Raw genomic sequence first — 18,724 nt, 5'->3', positions numbered from 1 at the left:
GAGGCGGAAAATAGGCCTCTGCGAGAGAAGAAGCAACATGGCCCCGCCGGCGCGCTGCTTACCGATTGGTGAATCCCTGATCGCCGCCGCCCATCCCAAATCGGGAGCCGCGGCACAGGACGCAAACAAACCCCGTCCGAATCGAGGCCGCCGAAATCGGCGCGGCGATTCGTCAGCAAAACGTTACTCCTCCCCCGCGCCGCCGCCGTCGCGCGACCATTCCGCGACGCGGGCGAGATGGTCGTAGTCGCCGTAGCGCGAGGCGAATTCGACGAAGGGGCGGGAGGGGTAGGGGGTCGCGGGATCGCGAAACTGGTTCAGCAGCTCCAGGAGATTGGCGCGATGCTCGGCGACGACGTCGGAAAAGCTCTTGTCCTTGAACTTCAGCTCCCGGGTCTCGCCGCCGTCCTTGCCGCCGAGCCGCACATAGGCGGCGCCGGAGACGGCGCGCACGCCGATCGGCGGAAAGGCGCCCGCCTCGATCATCGCGGCTTCCAGCGTCAGCTGCGGCGAGAAGCCGGCGTCGACCTGCTTCACGCTCGGCGGCGTTCCGGTCTTATAGTCGACGACAAAGGCCGCGCCGGCGGCGTCGAGCTCGATGCGATCGGCGACGCAGGAGAGCGTGAAGACGCCGCCGTCGGCGAGCGGCAAGCGCCATTCGCCCCTTATCTCGATGAAGGTCTCGCTCGCGATTTTGCGCCGCTCGCGCTCGAAGGCGAGCGCATGGCGGAGCCCCGTCTCGAGCCGCGGCCATTGAAAGGCGATGAAGGACGGATCGTCGAGAAACTCCGCGAGCTCTGCGCGGGCGAGGATGAGCAGGCGTTCGCTCGCGTCCTCCGGCAGCGGGCCCTTCGGATGCGCCTCGCTGAATTTCGCCAGCGCAGCATGGACGGCGACGCCGATCTCGCGCGCGCCCTTCTCGGCCCCGAGCGGGGGCAGCGGCGCGAGGCGCAGGACATGCTCGGCGAACACGGAATAGGGATCGCGCCGCAGCTTCTCGATGCGCGTGACGCTGAGCCGGACGGGACGCAACTCGACCGGCGGGCGCGGCAGCGGCCGCGCGGCGGCGCGGATCTCGGCCGGATGATCGAGCGCCGCGGCGAGCGCCCGCGCCCTGTCGCCGCGCGCCTTGCAGGCCGAGAAATTCTCGCCGGCGAGCGCCGCGAGCCGCGCGACGAAGCGCGAGACGACGGTCGGCGAGCCGTCGCGCTTGCGCGAGCGGCTCAACACGACCTCGCGCGCGCAAAAGGCGAGCGAGAAATCATGCGCCGTCTGGCCGATGCGGCGCTCGGGCGGCGAGAGGCCCAATTGCGCGCGCATGGTGCGGTTGAGAAAGGCGCCGGTCTCCGCCTGCGGCGGCCAGATGGTCTCGTCGAGGCCGGCGAGCAGAACGAGGTCGGCGTCGAGCAGCCGCGCCTCCAGCAGGCCGAGAATCTTCAGCCGCGGATGCGCGCGCCGTGGACTGGGCGCCGCGGTCTCGAAGGCGAGGCGGTCGAAGAAGGAAGAATAGCCGCCGGCGTCGAAGGCGAGGCCGCCGCCCGCCGCCGCCAGCGCATCGACGAGCTCCAGCCATTGCTCGGCCCCCTCGCCCGCCGCTTCGGCGCCGATGATCCGCTCCAGCGCCTCAGCATGGGCGCGCACGCGCGCCGTGAGCGGCGCCTCGGCGGGAAGCGTGGCGAGCGGCGCCAGCGCCGCGTCGAGCCGCGCGAGCGCATCCTCGATCGCGCGCCAATCAGCGTCGGCGATGCGGCGCAGCGCCGGCGCGGCGTCCTGCCCGCGAGCGCGGGCGCGCGCCGCGGCGGCCATTTCCGCTAGCGGGCCGGGGCGACGCTCGACATTGCGCAGCACGCCGATCTCGACGAGCGGGGCGATCCGCGCGATCTCGGCGCGGCCGAGGCCGAGCGAGGTCAGCGGATGAGCGAGCAGCGCCGCGGCGTCGACCGCGGAGACGCCGTCCTCGAGGCTCGCCGCGACGAGCCGCGCCAGCGCGCCGATCGGCGTCGCGGCCAGGGGGCGGCCGGCGGAATCGTCGACCTCTATGTCCCAGCGCGCCAGCTCGGCGCAGACTCGCCGCGCGATCATGCGGTCGGGGGTGACGAGCGCCGCGGTGCGGCCCGGCGTCTCCAGCGCCTCGCGCATGCACAGCGCCAGCGCCAGCGCCTCCTCGCGCTCGTCCGCCGCCTCGATGAAGGAAACGCCCGCCAGCGCCGCGTCGAAGGAGGCCCCATGCGCCTCGCGAAACGCCCGCCACAGATCGGTCGAATCGGCCGGCTTCAGCGCCGCTGCGAGGAGGCGCCCGCGCGCCTCGATCGCGGCCGGCGGCGCGCCGATGCGGCGGACCTCGGCGCGCGCGACGCCGATGATCCCGATGAGGCGTTTCAGCATCGCCTGCGGATGGGTGACCGCCGCCTCCTCACGCGCGACGCTCGTTTCGCCGACGCGGCGCCAGGACGCTTCGTCCATCTCGAGATCGAGGCCCGGCAGCACCACGGCGCCGGTCTCCAGCCGCTCGATGGCGGCGATGAGCCGCGCCGTCGTCGGCTGCGCGCCGGTGGAGCCGAGCGCGATCACCGGGCCGCGCGCCGCGCCGCGCGTCAGCGCGTCGATCTGCGCCGCCACCAGCGCCTTGCGCCGCGTCGCGCCGTCGATGCATTCGCGCTCTTTCAGAATTTTCGGCCAGTCCTCGAGCGCGATGCGCAGGAAATGCGTGGTGATCGCGAAATAGCGGTCATGGGCGTCCTCGGCCAGCGAGCCGAGAGCTTTCGGATCGACATCCTCGATGATGAATTCGTCGACGAGGCGGGCGAGCTCCTCGGCCAGCGCGCAGGCGCTCGCCGGCGAGGGGGCGACCAGCAGCATCTCGCGCGGATCATGCTCGATGCGGCCGAGCGGGTCGATCGCGACGATCGCATGGCGGAGCGATTTCGCCCAATGCAGCACCAGCGCGGCGAGCGTCAGGCGGCGGTCGATCTCGGCGACCGCCGGGGCCAGCGCGTCGTCCGAGCCGATCTCCTCGGCGTGAAACAGCGCCGAGGCCTCCTGCTCGTCGAGGTCGCCGAGCGGCAGAATGCGCGGCAGCAGCGCCGCCGGCGTCTCGATCGCCGCGGCCAATTGCGCGGCCAGCGCCCGCGCGGCGCGGCGCGTCGGGACATAGATCGTGGTCTCGGCCAGAGCCAGCGGGCCGCTCGCGCGCGAAAGCCCGGGAATGATCTCCCCGTCCAACAGGGCGCGCGTGAAGGCGCCTAGAAAAGAAGCGCCGGGCGGAATGGAAAAGACGTTGCGCGGCGCCAATCTGTCCTCTCGAAACTAGAGCGCATGACGAGCAGAAGCGGGACCGTTCATCGCCGATTGCTGTGCATTGTTCGCCCATACCGGATTGTAAGCCCGTTCGTTCCGACAATACTCCAGTGCGGCGGCTGTGACGATGGCGAGGGCGATCGTGATCGGGGGAAGCGAGCGAAGAACGACCCCTATCACCCTCGTCCTGAGGAGCCCGCGCAGCGGGCGTCTCGAAGGACGGCAATGGGGAGAAACCTTTGATTTCGCCCTGCGGCCGTCCTTCGAGACGCCGCCTCCGGCGGCTCCTCAGGACGAGGGCCGGGGATATTGTCCTTCACCCGATCTCCCTGCGATCGTGATCGGGCGCGCTCGATTTTGAACGGACCGCCTCTCGGGGCGACGAATTTTTTACACTGCGCATTGCTTTCGAAGGGAGCTCGTCGATGGGCCAACCGCCGACAGACCCGCGTGTGAGACGGCGCCGAGCCCCGGAGCCGCTGCGTCGGCCATCCAGGCTGGAGGCGGCGCCGACCGGCGAGGAGGCGGCTCGCCTCGCCGAAGCGCGTCTCGCCGCGCTGATGCAGGGCGTCGCCGACGGCGTGCTGTTCTTCGACGAGAGCGGCGTGCTGGTCGGCGCCAACGCCGCGGCGGAGCGCCTGTTCGGCTATGCGCGCGGCGAGCTGCTCGGCTGCAATATCTCGATCGTGCTGCCGGGGATCGATCCCTCGCGCGAGCGATCCGAGGTCGAGGCGCGGCGCAAGGACGGCGCGCGCTTCGGGGTGGAGGCGACGATCGGCGAGGGACGCGGCGGCGCGCAGCGCCAGTTCGCCGCCGTCCTTCGCGATTTCACCGACGCGCGCGCGGCGCGGGCCGAGCTGCAGGCGCTGCAATCGGAGCTCGCCTATGCGCGCCGCCTCTCCGCCATGGGCGAGATGACCGCGGCGTTGACGCATGAGATCAACCAACCCTTCTCCGCCGTCGCCACTTATGTGCGGACGGCGCGCTGGCTGCTGCAGCGCAAGCCCGGGAGCCGCAGTCCCGAGATCGAGGAGATTCTCGACAAGGCCGGCGCGCAGGCGATTCGCGCCGGCGAGATCATCCGTCGCCTGCGTGAGTTCGTGACGCGCGGCGATTCGGTGAAGACGGTGCAGCGCCTCTCCAGCCTCGTCGACGAGGCGACGACGCTCGCCTTCGCCGGCCGGCGCGCCGAGGCGCGGCTCAGCGTCGTCCGAACCGACGGCGATGATTTCGTCCTCGCCGACCGCGTGCAGATTCAGCAGGTCGTCGTCAATCTCATGCGCAACGCCATCGAGGCGATGGATGGCGCGGCGCGGCGCGAATTGTCGCTCGCGACCTCGGTCGCCGACGATTGCGTGCGGCTCGATGTCGCCGACACCGGCAAAGGACTCGACGAGGCTGCCCGCCTCGCTCTGTTCCAGCCCTTTCGCAGCAGCAAGACCAAAGGCATGGGGCTCGGCCTGTCGATCTCGCGCTCGATCGTCGAGGCGCATGGCGGCCGCATCTGGGCGGAGCCCAATTCGGGCGGCGGCGCGATTTTCAGCTTCACATTGCCCAAGGCGGAAGGGAGGCCCGAATGACCAGTGCGCCGCTCGTTCATCTCGTCGACGACGACGACGCCGTGCGCGACGCGCTCGGCGTGATGTTCGGCGCGCGCGGCTTTCGCGTGCGCGCCTATGCGTCGGCGACCCAATGTCTCGCCGGGCTCGGCCGCCGTCCGACCGGCTGCCTCGTCGCCGATCTGCGGCTTCCGGATATGAATGCGCTCGCGCTGCTCGCGAGCTTGCGCGCGCGCGGCTCGTCGCTTCCAGCCGTCGTCATCACCGCCGCGGCCGGCGCGCCGCTCGCCGTCGAGGCGATGGCGGCCGGCGCCAGCGATCTCCTCGAGAAGCCCTTCGACGATGAGGCGCTGCTCGTCTCGGTGCGGCGCGCGCTCGCGACGACGCGAGGCGGAAAAGCGCGCGAGGCCGAGACGCGCGCCGTTCTGCAGCGCTTCGCCGCGCTCGGCGAGGCCGAGCGGGAGGTGCTCGCCGGCATTGCGCAAGGCCGGCCGAGCCCGGAGATCGCCGCCGCGCTCGGGCTGGAGCTGCGCGCGGTCGAGCTGCATCGCGCCAATATCATGGCCAAGGCCAATGTGGCGACGCTGGTCGAGCTGGTGCGGATGTCGGCGATCGCCTCGGCGGCGACGCGCGCGCCTACTCCGTCGCGCCGCCGTTCAAATCCTCGGGGCGCGGCTGCAGCATGATGTTGTAGCCGGCGTCGATGAGGTGAATCTCGCCGGTGACGCCGCCCGACAGCTCCGACAGCAGATAGACCGCCGAGCCGCCGATCTCGTCGAGCGTGATCATGCGGCGCAGCGGCGCATGCGCCTTCTGGAACGCGCCCATCGCCCGCGCGCCGGTGATGCCGGCGCCCGCCATGGTGCGCACCGGTCCGGGCGAGAGGGCGTTGACGCGTATGCCGCGCGCGCCGAAATCGGCGGCGAGATAGCGCACCGAGGAATCGAGCGCCGCCTTGGCGACCCCCATCACATTATAGTTGGGCATCACATGGGTGCCGCCGCCGAAGGAGACGGTGAGCATGGAGCCGCGATTGCGCATCATCGCCGCCGCGCGCCGCGCCGCCTCGGTGAAGGAGAAGCAGGAGATCACCAGCGTGCGGATGAAATTCTCGCGGCTCGTGTCGGCGTAGAGGCCCTTCAGCTCGCTCTTGTCGGAATAGGCGACCGAATGGACGAGAAAATCCATCTCGCCCCATTCGTTGCGCAGCGCCGAGAACACCTCGTCGACCGTCGCGATGTCTTCGACGTCGCAAGGCAGAACGAGATTGGAGCCGAGATCCTGCGCCAGCGGCTTGACTCGCTTGCCGAGCGCGTCGCCCTGATAGGTGAAGGCGAGCTCCGCGCCGTGCTGCGCGAGCGTCCTTGCTATGCCATAGGCGATGGAATGATCATTGGCGACACCCATCACAAGGCCGCGCTTGCCCTGCATCAGGCCCGTTGAAACCGTCATATTGCGATGATCCCGTGGTGGTGGTCAGGCGTCCGGATGCTTGAACACCAGTGTAGCGTTGGTGCCGCCGAAGCCGAAGGAGTTGGACAGCACGGCGCGCAGCGCCACATTGTCGCGCCGTTCGCGCAAAATCGGCATGTCGGAGAATTCCGGATCGAGCTCCTCGATATTGGCGCTCTCGCAGATGAAGCCGTTCTGCATCATCAAGAGCGAATAGATCGCCTCCTGCACGCCGGTCGCGCCGAGCGAATGGCCGGTCAGCGACTTCGTCGCCGAGATCGGCGGGCTCTTGTCGCCGCCGCCGAACACCTCGCGAATGGCCTCGATCTCCTTGAGATCGCCGACCGGCGTCGAGGTGGCGTGCGGATTGATGTAGTCGATCGGCGTCTTCACCGTGGCCAGCGCCTGGCGCATGCAGCGCACCGCGCCTTCGCCCGAGGGCGCGACCATGTCATGGCCGTCGGAGGTCGCGCCATAGCCGGCGATCTCGGCGTAGATCTTGGCGCCGCGCGCCTTTGCGCGCTCATATTCCTCGAGCACCAGCACGCCGGCGCCGCCGCCGATGACGAAGCCGTCGCGATTCTTGTCATAGGCGCGCGAGGCGGTCGCCGGGCGATCGTTGAAGGAGGAGGACATGGCGCCCATGGCGTCGAAGAGGACCGAGAGCTCCCATTCCAGCTCCTCGCAGCCGCCGGCGAACATCAAATCCTGCTTGCCCCATTGGATCTGCTCAAAGGCGTTGCCGATGCAATGATTGGAGGTCGCGCAGGCCGAGGAGATCGAATAATTGACGCCCTTGATCTTGAACCAGGTGGCGAGCGTCGCCGAGGCGGTGGAGGACATGGCCTTGGGCACGGCGAAGGGGCCGATCCGCTTGGGGCCTTTGGTCCGCGCGATATCGGCGGATTCGACGACCACTTTGGTCGACGGCCCGCCCGAGCCCATGATGATGCCGCTGCGCTCGTTGGAGATGTCTTCCGCTCCGAGGCCGGCGTCGAGGATCGCTTGATCCATCGCCACGTGATTCCAGGCGGTGCCCATGGCGTGGAAGCGCATGGCTCTGCGGTCGACGATGGTCGAAGGATCGAGCGTCGGCGCGCCATGCACCTGACAGCGGAAGCCGAGCTCGGCGTATTTGTCCGCCTTCACGATGCCCGAGCGCGCCTCGCGCAGAGAGGCGACGACCTCCTGCGTGTTGTTGCCGATCGAGGACACGATCCCCATTCCGGTCACGACCACTCGTCTCATGTCCATTCTCCCTTTGCGCCGGCGAGGTCTTGCGCCCCGTCCGCTGTTTCGGCGTGCCGGCGAAGCGCTCGGTCAGGCCGAGGCCGTCTCCTGCTTGGCGAGGCCGACGCGAAGGTCCTTGGCCTCGTAGATGCGCTGCCCGTCCACCTCGACCCAGCCGTCGGCGATGCCGAGCACCAGCTTCGATTTGAACACGCGCTTGAAATCGACCCCGTAGCGGACGAGCTTGTTGCTCGGCCGCACCTGCCCGCTGAACTTGACCTCGCCGACGCCGAGCGCCATGCCGCGGCCGGGCAGATCGAGCCAGCCGAGATAGAAGCCGGTCAGCTGCCACAGCGAATCGAGGCCGAGGCAGCCGGGCATCACCGGATTGCCCTTGAAGTGACAATCGAAGAACCACAGGCTCGGCGAAATGTCGTATTCGGCGCGCATATAGCCCTTGCCGTGGGCGCCGCCGTCCTCGAAAATCTCGGTGATGCGATCGAACATCAGCATCGGCGGCAGGGGGAGCTGCGCATTGCCGGGGCCGAATAGCTCCTCGCGCGCGCAGGCGAGCAAATCCTCATAGCCGAATGACGATCGCCTCTCACTCATGTCTCGAAGTTCCTTCCGCCCCTGTCGTGGTCTTTTTATCGGCGCCCCGGTCTCGCCGCCGGCCGGAGTTCGTCCTCGTTAACATAGGCGCCCGCCCCGTCAAAGCGCGAGACGCCCGCCCGACCTATCGATAGAGCCAGGCGTTGCGGGCCAGCATGCCGCGACCGCCGAGCAGGCGGATCGACAGATCGCGCGCCGCGGCGGCCGGGCCGCGCAGATGCACATGGCTTCCCTGACGCCAGGAGCCGCGCTGGACCTTGGCGGCGCGCGTCATGCGCGCCGCTTGATAGGCCTCGAGCGCCGCCTCGATCGGAGCGGCGCCTTCGAGGGCGCGGCCGAGCGCCGCCGCGTCCTCGATCGCCTGGGCCGCGCCCTGGGCGAGGAAGGGCGTCATCGGATGCGCGGCGTCGCCGAGCAGGACGACGCGGCCGCGGCCCCAGCGCGGCAGCTCCGGCCGCACGAACAGGGGCCAGCGCCGCCAGGAGACGCCCGCCTCGATCAGCGCGCGCAGATCGGCGCTCCAGCGCGTAAAGCCCATGGCCGCGGCGAGCTCGGCGCCGGTGCGGGTCTCGGCGGGCGGGCCCTTGTCGGCGCTATCGTCGAGAATGGCGACGGCGCTGACGATCGAAGCGTCGCGCAGCGGGTAATGGACGACATGCGCGCTCGGCCCGAGCCAGAGCTGCGACGCCCGCTCGCGCAGCGGGGCCGGGAGGGCGTCGGCCGGCAGGATCGCGCGCCAGGCGGTCTTTCCCGAGGAGAAAGGCGCGTCGTCGGGGCGTAGGGCGAGGGCGTCACGCAGGGTCGAGCGCAGCCCGTCGGCGCCGATCACGGCGGCGCCGGCGCGCGTCTCCGCGCCGGCCTCGGCGACGAGGCGCAGGCGCAGGCCTTCGGCGTCCTGCACAAAGCCCTCGCAGCGCCGGCCGGTCGCGACCTCGACGCCGCAGCGGAGGGCTTCATCGAGAAGGAGCTTTTGCAGATCGGCGCGGTGGAAGACGCGGAAGGGCGCGCCCCAGCGCTCCCGGACCGCGGCGAGCGGCAGGCTCGCCAGCACGGCGCCGTCCCCGGCGCGGCGGATGCGCAGCGCCTGCGGCTCCAGCGCCGTCTCCCGCATCGCCGGGCCGAGGCCGAATTCCTGCAGGATGCGGCCGGCGTTGGGCGATATCTGGAGGCCGGCGCCGACCTCCTCTATGCGCGGCGCGCGCTCGACCACCTCGACGCGGCGGCCGGCGCGCGCCAGCGCGAGCGCCGCAGCGAGCCCGCCGACGCCGGCTCCGACGACGAGGATGGGAGGCTCCGCCATGGCGGCGAAGCGTCAGGCGGCTTCGGGGTCGAGGATTTCCTCGGACTGGTAGACGCATTCGGCCGGATCGGCGCCGCCGTGCAGGCTCTCGTCATAGACATAGAGGGTCGAGCAATAGGGGCAGACCGCCTCGTCCGCCGCGCCCATGTCGATGAACACATGCGGATGGTCGAACGGCGGCAGCGCGCCGATGCACATGAATTCCTTGGCGCCGACGCGAATCTTGGCGACGCCGGGCTGATTGTGGAAATGCGGGGTGGAACCGTGCGCCATGGCGAATTCGAACTCCTCGGGGGTGACGAGAGGCTAGAGCGTTATCCGATCCGATTGGATCGGATAACGCTCTCGCATTCTTTCGTTGGAGCGAATTCTGATCGATCGAACGATTCCGTTCGATCGGAAAGCGCTCTCTAACGCTGGCCGCAGCTATATTGGACCGCGGGGCTTTTGGGTAGGGGGCGCGCGGCGGCCCGCAGGGCAATCGGGTGAAGGACTATATCCTGACCCTCGTCCTGAGGAGCCCGCGAAGCGGGCGTCTCGAAGGACGGCAACGGGAAGCAACCTCGAGATTTCGCCCGACGGCCACCCTTCGAGACGCCGCCTGCGGCGGCTCCTCAGGACGAGGGTCGGGGAGGTTATCATTCACCCGATTCCCCTGCGGCGGCCCGGCCTCAGCGCGGCTCGTCGCCGAGCGCGGCAATGCGCAGCGGCGCCGGCGGATGGGAGTAGTAGAACAGCGCATAGAGCCGGTCCGGCGTCAGCGTCGCCAAATTGTCGCGCGACAATTTGGTCAGCGCGCTCACCATCGGCTCGCGGCCGCAGATCGCGCGGGCGTAGTCGTCGGCCTCGAACTCGGCGCGGCGCGACAGATAATTGGTCAGCGGCGACAGGAGATGGAGGATCGGCGCCCCCGCCGTCATCACCACGACGAGGACGACGCCCGGATCGTCGGGCAGGCCGAAGGCGCTGGCGAGGCCGCGCGAGAAGGAGAGATGCAGCGCCAGAAAGCCGATGAAGAGCACGCCCGCGGCGAGGCCGAGCCGTTGGCGCACATGGCCGAATTTGAAATGGCCGAGCTCATGGGCGAGGATGGCGACGATCTCGTCCGGCGTGTGCTTGCGCAGCAGAGTGTCGAAGAAGACGATGCGCTTGGCCTTGCCGAGGCCCGAAAAATAGGCGTTGCCATGGGTGGAGCGCGTCGAGGCGTCCATCACGAACAGCCCGCCCGATTGAAAGCCGCAGCGCTCGAGCAACGCCTCCATGCGCGCCTTCAGCTCCTCGTCGGCGAGCGGCGTGAAACGATTGAATAAAGGAGCGATGACGCTCGGATAGACGATCGTCATGGCGACGAGGAAGACGAGCGCCCCGGCAAAGCCGACGATCCACCAATAATCCGGCGAAAGGCGCAGCGCCAGCAGCAGCCCATAGAGCAGCGGAACCGCGAACAGAAGCCATAGCGCCGCGCCTTTCAGCTCGTCGAGCAGCATGGTCGTCGGCGTCGCGCGGTTGAAGCCGAAGCGCGTCTCGAGGCCGAAAGTCTCGGCGAGCGAGAGCGGCAGGTGGAGAACATGGTCGACGAAGGCCGCCGCCACGACCACTGCGACGCTGAGCGTGAGGCCCGGCGCGATGACGCGCGACAACAGGGCGTAGAGTGGGCCGAGCAGCAGAGCGAGCCAGGCGATGGCGAGCCCCGCCTCGAGCAGCGTCTCGCAGATCGACAGGCGCATGCGCGCGATCGTGTAGTCGGCCGAGCGGCGATGCTGCTCCAAAGTCACGCTCGCGGCGAATTCGACGGGCGGCGCGTCGCGATGCGCGAGCGCCGCGCGGGCCTGACGGCGCTGCAGATAGACGCCGAGCGCGGCGGAGAGGAGAATGGCGAGATAGACGAGCGCGGCGACGACATCCATGACGAGATCCGTGAGCGCGTGAGATTTTGAACTATACGCGCCATTCGCTGGAAATTCGAGATTTCTCTTCGAATTTCCGCACGATCTCGCAGCGAAGCTTCTGGGCGGCGCGCGGCGGGCCTGCTATTTGGAGCCTATGACCCTCATCTACAAGCTCCTTCCCGAAAGCCTCTGGCGCGAGGCGCAGGCCGCGGGCGTGTTCTCCGGCGCCGGCGTCGATCTCGCCGACGGCTTCATCCATTTCTCGACGCGCGCCCAGGTCGAGGAGACCGCGGCGCGCTATTTTCGCGGCGTCGCCGATCTGCTGCTCGTCGCCGTGGAGGCCGAGCGGCTCGGCGCCGCGCTGCGCTACGAGCCTTCGCGCGGCGGCGATCTGTTCCCGCATCTCTATGGCCCCCTCGCCCTCGATGCGGTCGCGGGCGTCGACGCGCCGCCGCTGCGCGCCGACGGCTCCCATGATTTTTCCGGCCTGCTCCCATGATGTCGGCGCTCGGCGGAATCGCCTCGTCCCTGCTGCGCCGCTTCGACGCGGAAGACGCGCATAAGCTCGCGATCTCGGCGCTGAAGCTGCTGCCCTCGCGCGCGCCGCCGCGCGCCGATCCGCGGCTCGCCGTCCATGCGTTCGGCCTCGATTTTCCCAATCCGATCGGCCTCGGCGCCGGCTTCGACAAGAATGCGGAGGTCCCGGACGCCATGCTCGGCCTCGGCTTCGGCTTCGTCGAGGTCGGCACGCTGACGCCGCGGCCGCAGCCCGGCAATGCGCGCCCGCGCGTCTTCCGCCTCGCCGAGGATCGCGCCGTCGTCAATCGCTATGGCTTTAACAATGAGGGGCACGCCCGCGCCCATGCGCGGCTCGCGGCGCGGCGCTGGCGCGGCGGAATCGTCGGCGTCAACATCGGCGCCAACAAGGAGACGGCCGATCGCGTCGGCGATTATGTGGCCGGAATCGAGGCTTTCGCCGATGTGGCGAGCTATTTTTGCGTCAATGTCTCCTCGCCCAACACCCCTGGTCTCCGCGATCTGCAGGAGAAGTCGGCGCTCGACGAGCTCTTGTCCAGCGTGCTGGCGGCGCGCGAGCGGGCGCATCCGCGGCGTCCCGTGCTGCTGAAGATCGCCCCCGATCTCTCCCTCTCCGCGCTCGACGACATCGTACTCGTCGCCCGCGACCGCGGCGTCGACGGTCTCGTCGTCTCCAACACGACTTTGGCGCGGCCGCAGACTTTGGTGTCGCCTTTGGCGAAGGAGAGCGGCGGTCTTTCGGGCGCGCCTCTGTTCGATCTCTCGACGCGCATGCTCGCGGCGGCTTTCGTCCGCGTCGAGGACCAGTTTCCGATCATCGGCGTCGGCGGAATCGATTCGCTGGAGACGGCGCTCGCCAAGATCGAGGCCGGCGCGAGCCTCGTGCAGCTCTACAGCGGCCTCGTCTATGCAGGGCCGGGGCTCGTCGGCGACGTCGCGCGCGGCCTCGTCGCGACATTGGAGCGGGAAGGGATCGCGCTCGCCGCGCTGGTTGGCCGCCGCGCCGAGGAATGGGCGAAACAGGGCTGAGCCCGCCCTCTTTCGGCGCCTGCGCGCCGATGCTATTCGACCGCCTCCACGATGAGGAGGAGCGCGAGATGAGCGAGATTTGGCTGGCGACGGGCGAGGCGACGGTTCTGGCGGCGGATGGGCAATATACCGACGCCATGCCGGAAGTGCTGATCGGCCATGTGAAAGGCCCGGTGGGGCAGGCCTTCGCGTCGATGGCGGGGCAGGTGGCGGGACATCCGCGCATGTTCGTCATCCGCGATCTCAATCAGCAGGTCCGGCCCGCCACGATGATGACCACCAAGATGACGGTGCGCTCCAATGATTTTGTGGAGCTGCTCGGCGGCGTGGTGCAGGCGGCGACCGGCGACGCCATCGTCGACGCCGTGGCGGAAGGAATCATTCCAAAAGATCAGGTGAACGAGCTGGTGATGATCATCATGATCTGGCTCGATCCGCGCTGCGCCACCGATCCGAATCTCGACAAGCGCGATCTCTATCGCACCAATTACGAGGCGACGAAGCTGGCGATTTCCCGCGCTCTGAAGGGCGAGCCGAGCATCGACGAGCTGATCGCCAACCGCAAGACGGTCACGCATTATGCGCTGGAAGGCGTGTTCGACGCGTGATTTTCGGCGCCGCTTGTGCATGAATGCAACGGGCCGATTGCGAATCAGCGTTTGAAACGTTAGCAAACATTGATGGCGCGCCGCATCGTGCGACGATGCGCGGCCCGTTGCAGCAGGGAGACATGCGATGGCCAGGGCAGCGAAGAGCGAGAAGCCGACGGCGGCCAAGAAACCCAGAAAAACCGAGGCGTCCGCGGTTCGTCCGGTCAAGGAGAGCCTCACCAAATCGGCGCTGATCAATCATCTCGCCGAGCAGAACGAGCTTCCGCGCAAGACGGCGGCGGCGGTCTACGCCACGCTCGAGGAAGTGTTCCTCGGCTCCGTGCATCCGCGTGGCGTCGGCGAGTTCACGCTTCCCGGCCTGCTGAAAGTGTCGCTTCGCAAGGTCCCCGCCCGCAAGGCCGGCACGCTGGTGCGCAATCCGGCGACGGGCGAGATGGTGAAGGCCGCGGCCAAGCCTGCGAGCGTGCGCGTGAAGATTCGCCCGCTGTCGAAGCTCAAGACCGCCGCAACTCCCTGAGGCGACGCGAGCGGGGACGTCCCGGCGCGCGGCAGGGCGAGCCTTCGGCGAGAAGGCTCGCCCTGCCGCGGCGCACGTCCGACGATGCGATTTCATTTCGGCTTCGGCCAATAGCCGGCCGGCGCGCCCGGAGCGTCGAGCCGTGTCGTTTCCACCGGCCCTTCGCCGATGATCTGCACGATCGTCTCCTCGTCGCCGGCGCCATCCCAATGCGCGCCGCCGGCCGGGTGCAGCACATAGGAGCCGGCTTTCAGCGGCTTCGCCTTGGCGAAGTCCAGAGTCTCGCCGACGCCGTTCCACCACACGCCCTTCAGCACGGTCGCGTGGCGATCCTTGGAATGGAAATGCGGATTGGAATGCGCGCCGGGCGGAAAGCGCACGCGCACCACATATGTGCCCGGCTTCGACGGATCGCCGTAGAGCACCGCCTGGTCGGGCCCGACGCCGAACGGGCTCTTGAAGGCGATGTCCTCCGGGGCCGTGTAGATGAAGGCCCTGTCCGGCGCGGCTCCGGGTTCGGCGACCGCGCCGGCGATCGTCGCGGTCAGCGCTGCAATCAGCATAAACCCTACTCTTTGCATGTAATTACTCTCCGGCCCGCGTGGGGGCGCTGCGCAGTTTTCCAGTCGCACCTGCGATGGGTCAACGCTCACGCAGCATAGTATACCAATTCAATATGTAAATATCGTGCTGCGGGCGAGGCTTCGATTCCCGGTCAGCCCTTGCAAGTCGTCACGGCGTGGATGGCGGCGACAAGCGCGGCCAAGACGCTGAAATAGCGTTGCTCGTGATCCGAATTCGGAGCCCTGGCGCTTTCAGCCGCGTCGGGTTCAGGACGCGACGGCTCGGCGCGCGCCAGGAGCGTTTCCGCGCTGCGCCAGCCAGGGGCTCCAGGGCTCGGGCGCGATGAGCCCGGCGCTGGTCCAGACCGGCAGAATGCGCCCCTGATCGATGCGGCCGACGAAAGCCGGCTTGAAGAGATGATGCGTCTCCTCGTCCACGCGCACGGTGAAGCCGCTCGGCGCCTCGAGCCTCAATCCGCCGAGCGTGGCGCGCACCTTCTCCGCTTGCGATGAGCCGGCGGCGGCGACGGCGGCGCTCCACAGGTTGAAGCCGAGCCAGGTCGCCTCCATCGCGTCATTGGTCATGGCGTCCGGCGCGCTTTTGAAGCGCCGCCAATCGTCGATGAAGCGGCGGTTGGCCTCGCCGTCGATCGCATGGAGATAGTTCCAGGCGACATGAACGCCGTCGACGCCGCAATGGGCGAGCGCCGGCAGCTCGGCCTCGCCGATCGACAGCGACAAGATCGGCGTCGTGGCGCGTCCGCGTCCGCGCCGCGCCAGCTCGGAGAAGAAGCGCAGATTGGCGTCGCCGCTCACGGTCGAGACGATCGCCGCGCCGGGACGAGCGCAGAAGCCGCGAATTTCCTCGCCGATGGCGTCCCAATCCTCGCGGCCGCGTGGCGCATAGCGCTCGAGCACGTCGCCGCCGCCGATTCCGCGCGCCGACAGGTAGGCGCGCAAGATCGCATGGGTGACGCGCGGATAGACGTCGTCGCCGCCGACGAGGACGAACCGCCTTGCGCCGCGCGTGCGCAGGAAGTCGATCGCCGGAATCGCCGTCTGGCTCGGCGTGCCGCCGGCGTAGACGATATTGGGCGAGCGCTCCTCGCCCTCATATTGGCTCGGATAGAACAAGAGGCCGCCGAGCCGCTCCAGCACGGGCAGCGTCTCCTTGCGCGAGGCCGAGGTCCAGCAGCCGAAGATGGCGTCGACCTTGCGGTCCTCGAGCAGCGCGCGCGCCTGCTCGGCGTAGAGGCTCGGAACCGAGCGCGGGTCCATGATCACCGCCTCGATGGGCCGGCCGAGCAGACCGCCATTGGCGTTGCGCTGCTCGATCAGCATCACCAGCAGCTCCTGCAGCGGCCGCTCGCTGCTCGTCATGGTGCCGGAGAGGGAATGCAGGACGCCGACGCGGATCGCCCCGCCGTTCATGTCGCGGAAGAAGCGGCCGACCGCCTCGGCGAGCACGGTCGAGCGGTCGAGCAGGCTCTCCGCCATTGTCAGCGTTGCGCGCCCGGCCGAATCGACCTCGGCGACGACGCCGCTCATATCGGGGAGCGCCGCGCTCACCTCATGCGCGACCAGCGCGGCGCGGGCGCCGATGCGGTCGAGCTCGCCGGCCTCGCGATCGAGCGTGTCGGCGAGGCCGAGATCGAGCCGCGCCATGTCCTCGACGCTCGAAGAAACCGCGGCGATCGCCCCGACCGTCTCCTCCACCACGCGGCGGATGGCGCTGATCTGCGCCTCGATGTCGGATGCGGCGGCGGCGGCCTGATTGGAGAGCGTCTTCACCTCGCCGGCGACGACCGCGAAGCCGCGTCCCGATTCGCCGGCGCGCGCCGCCTCAATGGTCGCGTTCAGCGCCAGCATCGAGGTTTGCGCAGCGATCGCCTGAATGAGCCGGCTCACCTCGCCGATATGTCCCGCCGCCTCGGCGAGGCTGCGCACGGTGCGGTCGGCGCGCGCCAGCTCCCGCGCGGTGCGATCGGCGGCGCCGCGCGCCTCGGCGACCTGCCGCGCCGATCCGGCGAGGAGGTCGATCGCCGCGCGCGCCGCCCCGGCGAGGCTGTCCATGTCGCTGGCCGCGGCCCGCGCCGCCGCGCTCGCCGCCGCCGCCCGCCGTCGCGCCTCCGCGTTGCAGGCATGCAGATCGTCCGCGCTCGCCCGGATCGCCGCGCTGGCGGCGTCGAAGGCCGACACGGCCGCTTCCGCCCTTTCGCGGAAGCGGCCCGCGAAGAAAGCTTGTCCGGCGTTGCGGATCTCGAGCTCCGCCTCGCGGCTGCGCTGCGCGACCGCCACAGCGTCGGCCGAAACCAGCGCGTCGCGCATCCGCTCGGCGACGTCGCGCAGGCGCGCGGAGAGGCGGTCGCTCGCGCCGGGCAGAGCGGCGTAGCGGTCGCCGCCCGCGATCCTCTCCATCGCCTCCATATGCGGCGACAGCCGGCGCTCGATGTAGGCGGCGGCGGCCAGCGCGGCGACGAGCGCGGATGCGCAAGCGAGCGCGGGGCTTCCCGTCGTCACGCCGACGAGAATCGGCGTCGACGTCGCGAGAAGAGCGGCGGTCGTCGGCATGGGCGAAGGAAGCTTCGCGCGAAAGCTCTGCGCCATTCGTTTGAGGCTCCAGCGATTGTCGGAAAATCGACATGAATTTCGGCCGTCGGGGTTACGGATGTGTTTAGGATCGGGCGCCTCCGCGCCTCAATTGTCCGCAAACGGCGCCATTAAATTGTGCGACGCCCGCGACGTGGATCGACTCGCGGGCGGCGCCGGTCTATCAACAGCGTCGAAAGCTTCGCCGATCGGGGACGGATTTGCGCTGTCGCCATATTTTGCCGCTTTTCGCCGCCTTCGTGGCGCTCGCCGCCTGCGCCGACCGTCCGCATGGCGTGCTGATCGCGCAGCCGCAGGCGCCGGGCGTCAGCCGGGTCGAGATGCTCGTCGCGACGACGCGCAGCGCGCAGGGCGCGGCGCCCGGGGATCTCTTCACCGGCGAGCGCGGCGCGGGGCTCGCCTTCGCCGATGTCGCCGTCTCTATTCCGCCCGATGCGGCGCGCCGGATCGGCGAGGTGCAATGGCCCGAGGCTCTGCCCGCCGATCCCTATCGCGACTTCGTCACGCTGCGCGCCGCGCCGCTGACGCGCGAGGAGGCGATGCGCGCTTTCGACCGCCGCATCGCCAGCGCGCCCAAGCGGCAGGCGCTGGTCTTCGTCCATGGCTTCAACACGCTGTTCGCCGAGGCGGTCTATCGCTTCGCGCAGATCGTCCATGATTCGGGGACGAAGGCGCTGCCGGTGCTGTTCACCTGGCCCTCGCGCGGACGCCTCGTCGATTACGGCTATGATCGTGAGAGCGCCAGCTATTCGCGCGACGCGCTGGAGGCGGTGCTGCGCGGCCTCGCCCGCGATCCTGCGGTCGGCGAGATCTCCATCCTGGCGCATTCGATGGGCAATTGGGTCACGCTCGAAGCGTTGCGGCAGATGGCGATCCGCGACAAGGGCCTTCCGGGCAAGATCAAGAATGTGATGCTGGCCGCGCCGGACGTCGATTTCGACGTGTTCACGCGGCAGATCGCCGAGATCGGCGAGCGCCGCGCGCTGTTCTCGCTGTTCGTCTCGCGCAATGACGAGGCGCTCGCCGCCTCGCGCCATGTCTGGGGCGACAAGGTCCGGCTCGGCGGCATCGACCCGGATGTCGAGCCCTATCGCTCGCTGCTCGCCGAGCGCCGCATCTTCGTCGTCGATCTCGCCGATGTGGCGTCGAGCGATCCGCTCGGCCATGGCACATTCGCGCAATCGCCGGAGGTGGTGCGCGCCATCGGCCGCCGCCTCGCCGCCGGCCAGCAGCTCGCCGATGGGAAGGCGGGCGTCGGCGAGAGCGTCGGGCAGATGGCGACCGGCGCCGTCTCGGCGGTGGGCACGGCGGCGGGCGCCGCGGTCACCGCGCCTTTCGCGGTCGTCGATCCCCGCGCGCGCGACAATCTGAGCGATCGGCTGGAGCAGCTCGGCGGCCAGATGACCGATACGCTGGCGCCGCTGCGCTAGGGCGTTAACCGATCCGATTGGATCGGTTAACGCCCTAGCATTGTTTCGTTTGAGCGAATTCTGATCGATCGAACGATTCCGTTCGATC

At 69.2% G+C, this 18,724-nt stretch carries 16 protein-coding genes; 7 read left to right on the top strand and 9 right to left on the bottom strand.

The window, feature by feature from the left end:
- Window positions 1-183 precede the first annotated feature (183 nt).
- Window positions 184-3,291, bottom strand: coding sequence for a double-strand break repair protein AddB (gene addB, locus CQW49_RS09355; RefSeq protein ID WP_024749810.1), 3,108 nt, complete (start codon window positions 3,289-3,291; stop codon window positions 184-186).
- Window positions 3,292-3,722: 431 nt separating this feature from the next.
- Between addB and CQW49_RS09350 the strand changes: the two genes are divergently transcribed.
- Entirely contained in the window at window positions 3,723-4,877 is a 1,155-nt protein-coding gene (locus CQW49_RS09350; RefSeq protein WP_003615073.1) for a sensor histidine kinase, read from the top strand.
- Entirely contained in the window at window positions 4,874-5,542 is a 669-nt protein-coding gene (locus tag CQW49_RS09345; protein ID WP_003615075.1) for a response regulator transcription factor, read from the top strand. Before CQW49_RS09350 ends, CQW49_RS09345 begins: the two co-directional genes overlap by 4 nt.
- On the opposite strand, the gene fabI is transcribed toward CQW49_RS09345, so the two are convergent.
- The 6 genes from fabI to CQW49_RS09315 all read right to left on the bottom strand — a co-directional run bounded on the left by fabI (window position 5,493) and on the right by CQW49_RS09315 (window position 11,357).
- Window positions 5,493-6,308, bottom strand: a complete 816-nt coding sequence (fabI, locus tag CQW49_RS09340) for an enoyl-ACP reductase FabI (RefSeq protein ID WP_003615078.1) — start codon at window positions 6,306-6,308, stop codon at window positions 5,493-5,495. The genes CQW49_RS09345 and fabI overlap by 50 nt on opposite strands.
- Before the next feature lie 24 nt (window positions 6,309-6,332).
- Window positions 6,333-7,556: a beta-ketoacyl-ACP synthase I gene (fabB, locus tag CQW49_RS09335; RefSeq protein WP_003615079.1), complete on the bottom strand. Its 1,224-nt coding sequence runs from the start codon at window positions 7,554-7,556 to the stop codon at window positions 6,333-6,335.
- A 72-nt stretch (window positions 7,557-7,628) separates the two neighbouring features.
- Complete coding sequence (gene fabA, locus CQW49_RS09330) at window positions 7,629-8,150, bottom strand: 3-hydroxyacyl-[acyl-carrier-protein] dehydratase FabA (protein ID WP_003615081.1); 522 nt, start codon at window positions 8,148-8,150, stop codon at window positions 7,629-7,631.
- Between the two features lie 124 nt (window positions 8,151-8,274).
- Window positions 8,275-9,450 (bottom strand): FAD-dependent monooxygenase, encoded by a 1,176-nt coding sequence (locus CQW49_RS09325; RefSeq protein WP_003615082.1) that lies wholly within the window; start codon window positions 9,448-9,450, stop codon window positions 8,275-8,277.
- Window positions 9,451-9,462: 12 nt separating this feature from the next.
- Window positions 9,463-9,723 (bottom strand): zinc-finger domain-containing protein, encoded by a 261-nt coding sequence (locus tag CQW49_RS09320; protein WP_003615084.1) that lies wholly within the window; start codon window positions 9,721-9,723, stop codon window positions 9,463-9,465.
- A gap of 398 nt (window positions 9,724-10,121) precedes the next feature.
- Window positions 10,122-11,357: a M48 family metallopeptidase gene (locus CQW49_RS09315; protein ID WP_003615086.1), complete on the bottom strand. Its 1,236-nt coding sequence runs from the start codon at window positions 11,355-11,357 to the stop codon at window positions 10,122-10,124.
- A 136-nt stretch (window positions 11,358-11,493) separates the two neighbouring features.
- On the opposite strand from CQW49_RS09315, the gene CQW49_RS09310 reads away from it, so the two are divergent.
- From CQW49_RS09310 to CQW49_RS09295, 4 genes are all read left to right on the top strand, one after another.
- A complete protein-coding gene (locus tag CQW49_RS09310; protein ID WP_003615088.1) occupies window positions 11,494-11,838 on the top strand; it encodes a DUF952 domain-containing protein in 345 nt (114 codons plus the stop codon).
- On the top strand, window positions 11,835-12,905 hold the full coding sequence (locus CQW49_RS09305; protein ID WP_003615089.1) for a quinone-dependent dihydroorotate dehydrogenase: 1,071 nt from the start codon (window positions 11,835-11,837) through the stop codon (window positions 12,903-12,905). Before CQW49_RS09310 ends, CQW49_RS09305 begins: the two co-directional genes overlap by 4 nt.
- 68 nt (window positions 12,906-12,973) lie before the next feature.
- Complete coding sequence (fae, locus tag CQW49_RS09300; RefSeq protein ID WP_003615091.1) at window positions 12,974-13,513, top strand: formaldehyde-activating enzyme; 540 nt, start codon at window positions 12,974-12,976, stop codon at window positions 13,511-13,513.
- 127 nt (window positions 13,514-13,640) lie between these two features.
- A complete protein-coding gene (locus tag CQW49_RS09295) occupies window positions 13,641-14,033 on the top strand; it encodes an HU family DNA-binding protein (protein WP_003615093.1) in 393 nt (130 codons plus the stop codon).
- 92 nt (window positions 14,034-14,125) lie between these two features.
- Here CQW49_RS09295 and CQW49_RS09290 read toward each other — a convergent pair whose 3' ends face one another.
- Together CQW49_RS09290 and CQW49_RS09285 are read right to left on the bottom strand one after the other, a co-directional pair.
- Window positions 14,126-14,596, bottom strand: coding sequence for a cupin domain-containing protein (locus CQW49_RS09290; protein ID WP_244441321.1), 471 nt, complete (start codon window positions 14,594-14,596; stop codon window positions 14,126-14,128).
- A gap of 267 nt (window positions 14,597-14,863) precedes the next feature.
- Window positions 14,864-17,203 carry a transporter substrate-binding protein gene (locus tag CQW49_RS09285; protein ID WP_099831767.1) on the bottom strand — a complete coding sequence of 780 codons (2,340 nt, stop codon included), beginning with the start codon at window positions 17,201-17,203 and terminating at the stop codon, window positions 14,864-14,866.
- Window positions 17,204-17,406: 203 nt separating this feature from the next.
- On the opposite strand from CQW49_RS09285, the gene CQW49_RS09280 reads away from it, so the two are divergent.
- Complete coding sequence (locus CQW49_RS09280) at window positions 17,407-18,636, top strand: alpha/beta hydrolase (RefSeq protein WP_004448110.1); 1,230 nt, start codon at window positions 17,407-17,409, stop codon at window positions 18,634-18,636.
- The last annotated feature ends 88 nt before the right edge of the window (window positions 18,637-18,724 follow it).

The sequence above is a fragment of the Methylosinus trichosporium OB3b genome, assembly GCF_002752655.1.
GTDB classification, from domain to species: Bacteria; Pseudomonadota; Alphaproteobacteria; order Rhizobiales; family Beijerinckiaceae; genus Methylosinus; species Methylosinus trichosporium.
This window is presented reverse-complemented; position numbering and strand designations above follow the sequence as displayed.

Coding starts and splice junctions, on each gene's coding strand:
- CQW49_RS09290 (WP_244441321.1), bottom strand. CDS start 14,596: ATGCTGATTGCAGCGCTGACCGCGACGATCGCCGGCGCGGTCGCCGAA.
- CQW49_RS09310 (WP_003615088.1), top strand. CDS start 11,494: ATGACCCTCATCTACAAGCTCCTTCCCGAAAGCCTCTGGCGCGAGGCG.
- CQW49_RS09295 (WP_003615093.1), top strand. CDS start 13,641: ATGGCCAGGGCAGCGAAGAGCGAGAAGCCGACGGCGGCCAAGAAACCC.
- CQW49_RS09350 (WP_003615073.1), top strand. CDS start 3,723: ATGGGCCAACCGCCGACAGACCCGCGTGTGAGACGGCGCCGAGCCCCG.
- CQW49_RS09305 (WP_003615089.1), top strand. CDS start 11,835: ATGATGTCGGCGCTCGGCGGAATCGCCTCGTCCCTGCTGCGCCGCTTC.
- fae (WP_003615091.1), top strand. CDS start 12,974: ATGAGCGAGATTTGGCTGGCGACGGGCGAGGCGACGGTTCTGGCGGCG.
- CQW49_RS09320 (WP_003615084.1), bottom strand. CDS start 9,723: ATGGCGCACGGTTCCACCCCGCATTTCCACAATCAGCCCGGCGTCGCC.
- CQW49_RS09285 (WP_099831767.1), bottom strand. CDS start 17,203: ATGGCGCAGAGCTTTCGCGCGAAGCTTCCTTCGCCCATGCCGACGACC.
- fabA (WP_003615081.1), bottom strand. CDS start 8,150: ATGAGTGAGAGGCGATCGTCATTCGGCTATGAGGATTTGCTCGCCTGC.
- CQW49_RS09315 (WP_003615086.1), bottom strand. CDS start 11,357: ATGGATGTCGTCGCCGCGCTCGTCTATCTCGCCATTCTCCTCTCCGCC.
- fabB (WP_003615079.1), bottom strand. CDS start 7,556: ATGAGACGAGTGGTCGTGACCGGAATGGGGATCGTGTCCTCGATCGGC.
- CQW49_RS09345 (WP_003615075.1), top strand. CDS start 4,874: ATGACCAGTGCGCCGCTCGTTCATCTCGTCGACGACGACGACGCCGTG.
- fabI (WP_003615078.1), bottom strand. CDS start 6,308: ATGACGGTTTCAACGGGCCTGATGCAGGGCAAGCGCGGCCTTGTGATG.
- CQW49_RS09325 (WP_003615082.1), bottom strand. CDS start 9,450: ATGGCGGAGCCTCCCATCCTCGTCGTCGGAGCCGGCGTCGGCGGGCTC.